Origin of the sequence: Streptomyces sp. NPDC005820 (genome assembly GCF_040630255.1) — a bacterium.
Classification (GTDB): domain Bacteria; phylum Actinomycetota; class Actinomycetes; order Streptomycetales; family Streptomycetaceae; genus Streptomyces.
In genome coordinates this window covers 67597-75459 of the sequence record NZ_JBEXXE010000057.1, presented here as the reverse complement: position 1 = coordinate 75459, position 7863 = coordinate 67597, and the positions used below count along the sequence as shown (strand labels likewise).

At 73.9% G+C, this 7863-nt stretch carries 8 protein-coding genes; 5 read left to right on the top strand and 3 right to left on the bottom strand.

What is annotated here, in order from left to right; genetic code table 11:
• Positions 1-110: 110 nt before the first annotated feature.
• Positions 111-1037, bottom strand: a complete 927-nt coding sequence (locus ABZ464_RS45085; RefSeq protein ID WP_359287749.1) for a GNAT family N-acetyltransferase — start codon at positions 1035-1037, stop codon at positions 111-113.
• 176 nt (positions 1038-1213) lie between these two features.
• On the opposite strand from ABZ464_RS45085, the gene ABZ464_RS45080 reads away from it, so the two are divergent.
• The gene (locus ABZ464_RS45080; RefSeq protein WP_359287748.1) at positions 1214-1963 is read left to right on the top strand and encodes an FAD binding domain-containing protein; all 750 of its coding nucleotides are present in this window, start codon (positions 1214-1216) and stop codon (positions 1961-1963) included.
• 21 nt (positions 1964-1984) lie between these two features.
• Here the strand turns inward: ABZ464_RS45080 and ABZ464_RS45075 are convergent, their stop codons facing one another.
• Positions 1985-3031, bottom strand: a complete 1047-nt coding sequence (locus tag ABZ464_RS45075) for a DUF6745 domain-containing protein (protein ID WP_359287747.1) — start codon at positions 3029-3031, stop codon at positions 1985-1987.
• Positions 3032-3070: 39 nt separating this feature from the next.
• A complete protein-coding gene (locus ABZ464_RS45070) occupies positions 3071-3397 on the bottom strand; it encodes a hypothetical protein (protein ID WP_358984945.1) in 327 nt (108 codons plus the stop codon).
• A gap of 183 nt (positions 3398-3580) precedes the next feature.
• On the opposite strand from ABZ464_RS45070, the gene ABZ464_RS45065 reads away from it, so the two are divergent.
• From ABZ464_RS45065 to ABZ464_RS45050, 4 genes are read left to right on the top strand one after another with little or no spacing between them, the layout of a single operon-like run.
• The gene (locus ABZ464_RS45065; RefSeq protein WP_359287746.1) at positions 3581-4534 is read left to right on the top strand and encodes an STM4015 family protein; all 954 of its coding nucleotides are present in this window, start codon (positions 3581-3583) and stop codon (positions 4532-4534) included.
• Positions 4531-5664, top strand: a complete 1134-nt coding sequence (locus ABZ464_RS45060; protein WP_359287745.1) for an STM4014 family protein — start codon at positions 4531-4533, stop codon at positions 5662-5664. The genes ABZ464_RS45065 and ABZ464_RS45060 overlap by 4 nt, the downstream gene beginning before the upstream one ends.
• A 37-nt stretch (positions 5665-5701) precedes the next feature.
• A complete protein-coding gene (locus ABZ464_RS45055; protein WP_359287744.1) occupies positions 5702-6529 on the top strand; it encodes an STM4013/SEN3800 family hydrolase in 828 nt (275 codons plus the stop codon).
• Positions 6526-7857, top strand: a complete 1332-nt coding sequence (locus ABZ464_RS45050) for an STM4012 family radical SAM protein (RefSeq protein WP_359287743.1) — start codon at positions 6526-6528, stop codon at positions 7855-7857. The genes ABZ464_RS45055 and ABZ464_RS45050 overlap by 4 nt, the downstream gene beginning before the upstream one ends.
• The last annotated feature ends 6 nt before the right edge of the window (positions 7858-7863 follow it).

The window sequence follows — 7863 nt, the reverse complement described above, 5'->3', positions numbered from 1 at the left end:
TCTCCCCGGCCCACTCGCCCATCGCCACGAAAACGAGTCTGGCCCCGCCGCTCACGCGGCGGGGCCAGAACCCAAGATCTTCATGAGTCTTCTAGCGCCGGTCCGGCCATTCAGCGCAGGACACCCTCCCAGGTGTCCACCGCGTAGTGCACCGTCATCCCGTGGCGGGCGTACAGCCGGGGAGCGCCCGTCGCGTTGGCGGTGTCCACGCCCAGCCCCACGGTGTCCCGGCCCCGGGCGGCGAAGGCCGCGAAGGCTTGGCGCAGCATCAGCCCGGCGAGCCCGCGCCCCCGGGCCTCGCGCAGCACACCGAGGCTGCGGATCCAGCCCATCGCCTCACGGTCGTCGCGGGCCAGCAGGAACCCGGCGTCCCCGAGCTCGTCCGTGCCGACGATCCACACCAGCGACCAGTCGAGCCCCTCGGCGTCCACATCGTGCAGCCACGGCTCGTAGGCGCGCGGCTGGAAGTCGAAGTGCTCGGCGAACGTGGCCTGGTACAGCTCGTGCACCCGCCCGCGGTCCGCCTCGTCGGCACACGGGCGCAGCCGCACCCCGTCGGGCAGCGCCGGCGCCCGGTCCGCGGCCGGGTCCAGCGCCCGCCGCAGCACGTGATAGCGCCGTACGACGGACCAGCCGCGCCCCGTCAGCAGCGAGGTGTCCAGCGTGGGCTCGATGTTGAGGTGCAGATGCACCACGGCCCGCCCGGCGCCGTTCTCCCGGGCCCGCTCCAGCGCCCGCGCCTCCATCGCCTCGAGGACGAGCCGCCCCGCGTCCTGCCGGTCGGGCAGGACGTAGTGGTCGATGTCGACGCGCTCACCGCCCGAGTCGTCCCAGAGCAGCCCGTAGGCCACCAGCCGGTCGCCGTCGAAGGCGAGCCAGCTGTCCCGCTCCAGATCGGTCTCGGGATGCTTCAGATCGGCCTCGACGGTGTGCAGATCCGTCTCGGGCCGGCCGATCTCGATCACGTCGACGGCGTTGAGCAGCGCGGTCACGGCGGGCGCGTCGGCGAGAGCGGCGGGACGCAGGGCGTAGGACATGGGGCAAGGGTCGGCAGCGGCGGGACCGGCCGCAACGCATTTTCCTCTGGCACCCGGTGCCGCCATGAGCCCTGTATGCGCCCCCGTGCGCCTGGGCAGAATCCGTTCTGCCATTGATCACGCGGGGGAGTGACACGTGCCTCCCCTCGAACTACCGGGAAGGCAGGTCGGTTGTCGTGCAGTTGCGTCTTCCCGCCTCCATATCCGACGCCCAGCAGTGTCTGGCCGAGGGGGCGGTACCGATAGGCGGGGCCACACTGGTGTGGGCCGCCTGGCAACGGGACGGCTTCCCGGAACAGGCGGTGTCGCTGCGTCATGTGCCGGAGGCGAACGTCGTCGGCCCCGAGGAACTCGGCGGTGCCGTGCTGCTGCACCGCGTCGACGCCACCGTGCCCGAGGTACTGCACCGGGCGGCCTCCGGCATCGGCACGGGCGCGGTGCGCCGGACCGCCACGGTCGGCGGCAACATCGTCGGCTCCACCCTGCGCTGTCTGCTCCCCGCCGCCCTCGTCCTGGACGCCCGCGCCACGGTCCTGGAACCCGACAGCGTGTACGACACCGACCTCACCGAGCTGGTGGCGAAGCGTCCGCTGCTGCTCGGGCTGCGCTGGCGCACCCCCCTGGCCAGCGGCTACCGCAAGGTGGAGGGCGACGCGGGCGGCCCGCCGCCCCTCGTCGTGGCCGCCGCGGTGCACGCCGACCGCGATGGCGACGGCGACGGTGACGGCAGCGGTCCGGGGCAGCTGCGGGTGGCCGTACGCGACGGCTACGAGGTGCTCAGCGAGAGCATCCCCTTCGGCACCGACGCCGACCAGGTGCTGCACGCCCTGGAGCAGACCGACCTCGCCGCCCTGCCCGCCCCGGCCAGGGACCACCTCCGCCAACAGGTCACGGACGTCCTGGCCCGCGCCGGCGAGGCGGCCTGAGTCCCGACGGCGCCGACGGCCTCACGTCTCCTGCAGCGGCCGGTACGCCTCCTCCGCCAGTCCGAATGTCCAGGCGACCCCCTCCCGTGCCGTCCGGGTCGACGGCGGTACCCGCAGCCAGTACGTGCGCCGGGTGCCGTCCGGCTCCGGCGTGGAGTTGACGACCTCCACCATCACCACGGGCTCGTCGTCCACGAGGTCGATCCGCCACAGGACGCCCGTCTCGTCCCGGTGGACGGGGCGGGCGCCGGAGTCCGCCAGATAACGGTCGTAGCCGTAGTACTCCAGCATCACCCGGCGCAGTTCGGCGTTCTCCTCGGCGCGGATCCGCTCCGGGGTGAGCGAGGGCAGCTCCGCCAGGAAATCGGCCGGCACCGGCATGCCCCGCCAGGCGTACAGGGCGAAGCCGTCGGGGTAGGCCAGCGCCGGGCCGTCGCCGTGGTCGAGCTGGCCCGCCTCGTCGCGGTGCAGGGCCACCGGCCGCTCCGACACCACCGCCACCCGCGCGAACGGCCACCACCAGCCCGCGCTGCGGGACACCGCGGCCAGCCCGTCGAGCGGACCGCCGTCCGTGGCGAACGCGGCGAGCCACGGCGCGTCGTGCTGCCCCAGCACCGCGTCCAGCAGGATCAGCCGTATCCGCGCGGCCTCCTTCCCCGTGTCCCCACCGGCCAATTCCTCCAGGAGCCCGGTCCGGATCCGGTCCACCAGCGCCTGGGTGGAGTCCCACAGCCGGCCACCGGTCGCCGCCCAGTGCGCCGGCCAGCCCGCCGTGCCCAACTCCGCGTGCAGCAGCTGCCGCTCCTGCGCCCAGGGGGCGCTGCGCACGCTCTCACGCACGCTCGGACCCGTGTCCGTCATCGCCCGGATCAGCGTCACCGCCTCGCGCGGCGAACCCGCCCACGCCACCCGCTCCGGCTCGGCCAGCCCGGCCTGCCGGTAGGCCCGGCGCACACCGGCCTCGGCCGCCGCCCGGTCGGCGGGACCGGTCGCCGTGGCGCACGCCCGCCACGCCCGCACATTCTCGTCGGAGGCCACAGCCGTCACCTGAACACCCGTCGTCGTCATCCGTCCTCGCCCCACATCTGTCTTTCCCGGACGCCTTCTTCAGTCCGCGACGATCCGCACGGACCCCGGCACGTACTCCCGCTGGCGGATCACCCGGTACCAGCCCTTCGGCAGGGGGATCACCGCGTGCTCCTCGTGCACCACCCGGCCGCCCTGCGGCAGATGCAGCAGCAGCGGCCCGAACGGCCCCGGCTCGCGCACCAGATCACCCGGCCCGACCACGGCGTGGGCGTGCCCGGTGACCTCGCCCAGCGCCAGCACCAGCCGCCCCCGCCCGTCCCGGGCCTCCCGCGGCGCCTGCGCGACATGCGGCGGCACCGCCGCCGTGTCCACGGGCACGATCAGCACGTCTCCCTGCCGGTACATGGCACTCCCCTCACCGCCGGGTGCACCCCGCACCGGCCTCATGACCACGACCGTACGGGCCACCACTGACAACGCCCCCGGACCCGTCCCGAACCCCGCCCCCGCCGACGGCCGTTGTCAGTGCCTGTTGGTACAACTGCGGGCATCAGGGATCGCACACGTTTTCCGCACGGGAGCAGTCGTATGTCCTACGCCACCCACCTCGTCTCGCTGTACGGGCTGCCCGCCTACTCCTTCCCGGGCCCCGACGCCCGCACCGACGACCTGCCCGACGCCGACGGCTTCGCCTGGCGGATCACCAGCGACGTCTACGACTCCGACGAGGCGTGGACGGCCGCGTTCGCCCGCTTCTGCGACACCGTCGACACCACCCGCGTACGGGCCCTGATCGTCGGCCCCTGGCAGGAGGCGTACGACACCGAGCCCACCGGCGTCGTCGACGCCCTGGTCGGCGCCCGGGACCGCTTCCCCGCGCTGCGCGCCCTGTTCGTGGGCGACATGGAGTCGGAGGAGTGCGAGATCTCCTGGATCAACCAGACCGACGTCACCCCGCTGCTCAAGGCCTTCCCCGCACTGGTGGAGTTCGGTGTGCGCGGCGGCTCCGGCCTGGAGTTCCCCGCGCTGAGCCACGGCGCGCTGCGCAAGCTCGTCATCGAGGCGGGCGGTCTGGGCGCCGAGGTGGTGCGCGGGGTCGGCGGCAGCGACCTGCCCGCCCTGGAGCACCTCGACCTGTGGCTCGGCACCCCCGACTACGGCGGCGACAGCGAGATCGCCGACCTGGAGCCGATCCTGTCCGGCGCCCGGCTGCCGCGCCTGCGTCACCTGGCCCTGCGCAACAGCGAGATGCAGGACGCCGTCGCCGCGGCCGTCGCCTCCGCGCCGGTCGTCGCCCGGCTGGAGGTGCTGGACCTCTCCATGGGCGTCCTGACCGACGAGGGCGCCGCCGCCCTGCTCGGCGGTCAGCCGCTCACCCACCTCAAGAAGCTCGACCTGCACCACCACTACGTCACCGAGCCGCTCCAGGACCGCCTGCGCCAGACCCTGGCGGGCGTCGAGCTGGACCTCGACCGCGACGACGCCGACGAGGACGTCGAGGACGACGGCACGGTCTGGCGCTACGTCGCCGTGGGCGAGTGAGCACACCCCTCCTGCCGGGGCCCCGCTTCGCGGTGGTCGGCAACCCCGAGAACCGCCGCGTCGCCCTCTTCGGCGACGCGGTGCTCGCGGCCGGCCTGCCCGCCCCGCGGATCGTCCCCTGGACGGACGTCCTGCGCGACGGCGGAGCCGACTTCGCCGCCGACGAGACCGTCCGCGTCGACTCCCCCGGGGAGAACACCGAGGTCGACCGGCTCCTGCGGGACGCCGAGGACCCCACCCGGGTCGAGGGCTCGGCCCGCTGGTACGCCCGCTTCACCGCCGCGGTGCGCGGACTGCGCGGCGGCCGCCGCCTCGACGACCCGGACGACCTCGCCGTCCTGTTCGACAAACGCCGCTGCCACGCCGTCCTCGACGCCGCCGGGGTCCCCGTACCGGCCTCGCCCACCTCGGGCCCGGGCGCGGCCGAGGTGGGCGGCTGGGACGACGTACGGGCGCTGATGCGCGAGCACCGGATGCACCGGCTGTTCGTGAAACCCGCGCACGGGTCGTCCGCGTCGGGCGTCCTCGCCGTCGAGGCGGGCGGCGGCGGCCGGATCAGGGCCACCACCTCGGTGGAGCTGGCCGCGGACGGCCGCCTCCACAACTCCCTCACGGTGCGCCGCTACGAGAGCGAGCGGGACATCGCGGCCGTCGTCGACGCGCTCGCCCCGGACGGCCTGCATCTCGAACGCTGGCTGCCGAAGGCATCTCAGGACGGCCGCGCCGCCGATCTGCGGGTCGTCGTCGTGGCCGGCCGGGCCACCCACGCGGTGGTCCGCACCAGCCGATCGCCCATGACCAATCTCCACCTCGGCGGCAGCCGCGGCGACCTCGAGGCCGTCCGCCGGTCCTTCGAGGCGGCGGGCACCCGCTGGGCCGATGTCCTCGGGGTGTGCGAGCGGGCGGCGGCCTGCTTCCCGCGCACCCTGTGCGTCGGCGTCGACCTGCTCCCGGCCGTCGGCTGGCACAGGGCCGCCGTCGGCGAGGTCAACGCCTTCGGCGATCTGCTGCCCCGGCTGACCGGCCTGCCCGGCAGCGGAGCCGAGGGACTGGACACCTACGGCGCCCAGGTGGCCGCCGTACTGCACGACCGGCACGACCGGCACGACAGAGGAACACCCCATGCCTGAACCCGCCATGCCTGAACCCGCCGTGCCAGATCCAGACATGAAGAACGTCGTCGGCAGCCACGACATCCTCCTGGTCACCCTCGACACCCTGCGGTACGACGTGGCCGTGGAGCTGGCGGAGGCGGGCCGCATCCCGAACCTGGCCCGGCATCTGCCCGGCGGACGCTGGGAGGAACGGCACGCCCCGGGCAGCTTCACCTACGCCTCCCACCAGGCGATCTTCGCGGGCTTCCTGCCGACCCCGGCCGCCCCCGGCCCGCATCCGCGGCTGTTCGCGGCGAGCTTCGCGGGTAGTGAGACCACCGCAGACGGCACCTTCGTCTTCGACACCCCCGACCTGGTCTCCGGCCTGGCGAAGGCCGGCTACCACACCGTCTGCGTCGGGGGAGTGGGCTTCTTCAACCGGCAGGCGCCGCTCGGCTCGGTGCTGCCCGGACTCTTCCACGAGTCCCACTGGACACCGGAGTTCGGCGTGACCTCACCGCACTCCTTCGAGAACCAGGTCGCCTGCGCGGAACGCGTGATCGGTGAACTCCCGTCCGACCAGCGCCTGTTCCTCTTCGTGAACGTCTCCGCCCTGCACCAGCCCAACTGGTTCCATCTGCCCGGCGCGACCCGCGAGGCCGGCGACTCCCGCGAGACCCACGCCGCCGCCCTGGAGTACGTCGACCGGCACATCGGCCGGCTCCTCACCGCCGTGAGCAGCCGACGCCCCTGCTTCGCGATCGTCTGCTCCGACCACGGCACCGCCTACGGCGACGACGGCTACACCGGCCACCGCCTCGGGCACACGTCCGTGTGGACCGTGCCGTACGCCCACTTCTTCCTGCACCCCGCCGACGACCGCGCCGAGGCCGCCGTATGACCACCGCCCAGCTGACCAGCCCCTACCAGCACTACGTCTACGCCTACCCGCACAAGACCGCCTACCGCGCACTCGACGACCGGCCACCGCTGGCCGAGCTCTGGGCGGGCGAACCCAAGGACGCCCTCTCCCTCTACCTCCACATACCGTTCTGCGAGGTCCGCTGCGGCTTCTGCAACCTCTTCACCCGCATCGGCGCCCCCGACGGCCTGACCGGCGCCTACCTGGACGCCCTGGACCGGCAGGCGACCGCCGTACGGGAGGCACTCGGGGACCGGGACACGGTCCGGTTCGCCACGGCCGCCTTCGGCGGCGGCACCCCCACCTTCCTCACCGCCGCCGAGCTGGAGCGCCTCTGCGACATCGCCGAGCACCGCATGGGCGCCGACCTGCGCGCGGTCCCGCTGTCCGTCGAGGCCTCACCCGCCACCGCCACCGCCGACCGGCTCGCCGTCCTCGCCGAGCGCGGCGCCACCCGGCTCAGCCTGGGCGTCCAGAGCTTCGTCGAGACCGAGGCCCGGGCCGCCGTACGCCCGCAGCGCCGCGCCGACGTCGAGGCCGCCCTCACCCGCATCCGCGACGCCCGCTTCCCGGTCCTCAACATCGACCTCATCTACGGCATCGACGGCCAGACCGAGCAGAGCTGGCTGCGCTCCCTGGACGCCGCCCTCGCCTGGTACCCCGAGGAGCTCTACCTCTACCCGCTCTACGTCCGCCCCCTCACCGGCCTCGACCGACGCGCCGCGACCGGCCCCGACCCGGCCTGGGACGAGCAGCGCCTGACCCTGTACCGGGCCGGCCGCGACCACCTCCTCGCGCATGGCTACACCCAGCAGTCCATGCGGATGTTCCGCCGCGCCGACGCCCCTCCCCAGGGCGCCGACGACTACGCCTGCCAGACCGACGGCATGATCGGCCTGGGCTGCGGAGCCCGCTCCTACACCGCCGCACTGCACTACTCCTTCGACTACGCGGTCGGCATGCACGAGATCCGCGGCATCATCGACGACTACGTCAGCACCACCGACTTCACACACGCCGAGGTCGGCCACCCCATGACCCCCGACGAGTCCCGCCGCCGGCACCTCCTGCAGTCCCTCCTCCAGGCCGAGGGACTCCGCGTCGCGGACTACCGCGCCCGCTACGGCAGCACCCCCGGCGAGGACTTCGGCCCGGAACTCGCCGGGTTCGCCGACCGCGGCTGGCTGACGGAGGACTCCGGGCTCGTACGGCTCACCGCCGAGGGCCTCGCCCACTCCGACGCCATCGGCCCCGAGCTGTTCTCCCCGGCCGTGCGCGCCGCCATGGCCGCCTACGAGCGGAAGTGACGGGCC

Coding starts and splice junctions, on each gene's coding strand:
- ABZ464_RS45075 (WP_359287747.1), bottom strand. CDS start 3,031: ATGACGACGACGGGTGTTCAGGTGACGGCTGTGGCCTCCGACGAGAAT.
- ABZ464_RS45050 (WP_359287743.1), top strand. CDS start 6,526: ATGACCACCGCCCAGCTGACCAGCCCCTACCAGCACTACGTCTACGCC.
- ABZ464_RS45055 (WP_359287744.1), top strand. CDS start 5,702: ATGAAGAACGTCGTCGGCAGCCACGACATCCTCCTGGTCACCCTCGAC.
- ABZ464_RS45085 (WP_359287749.1), bottom strand. CDS start 1,037: ATGTCCTACGCCCTGCGTCCCGCCGCTCTCGCCGACGCGCCCGCCGTG.
- ABZ464_RS45065 (WP_359287746.1), top strand. CDS start 3,581: ATGTCCTACGCCACCCACCTCGTCTCGCTGTACGGGCTGCCCGCCTAC.
- ABZ464_RS45070 (WP_358984945.1), bottom strand. CDS start 3,397: ATGTACCGGCAGGGAGACGTGCTGATCGTGCCCGTGGACACGGCGGCG.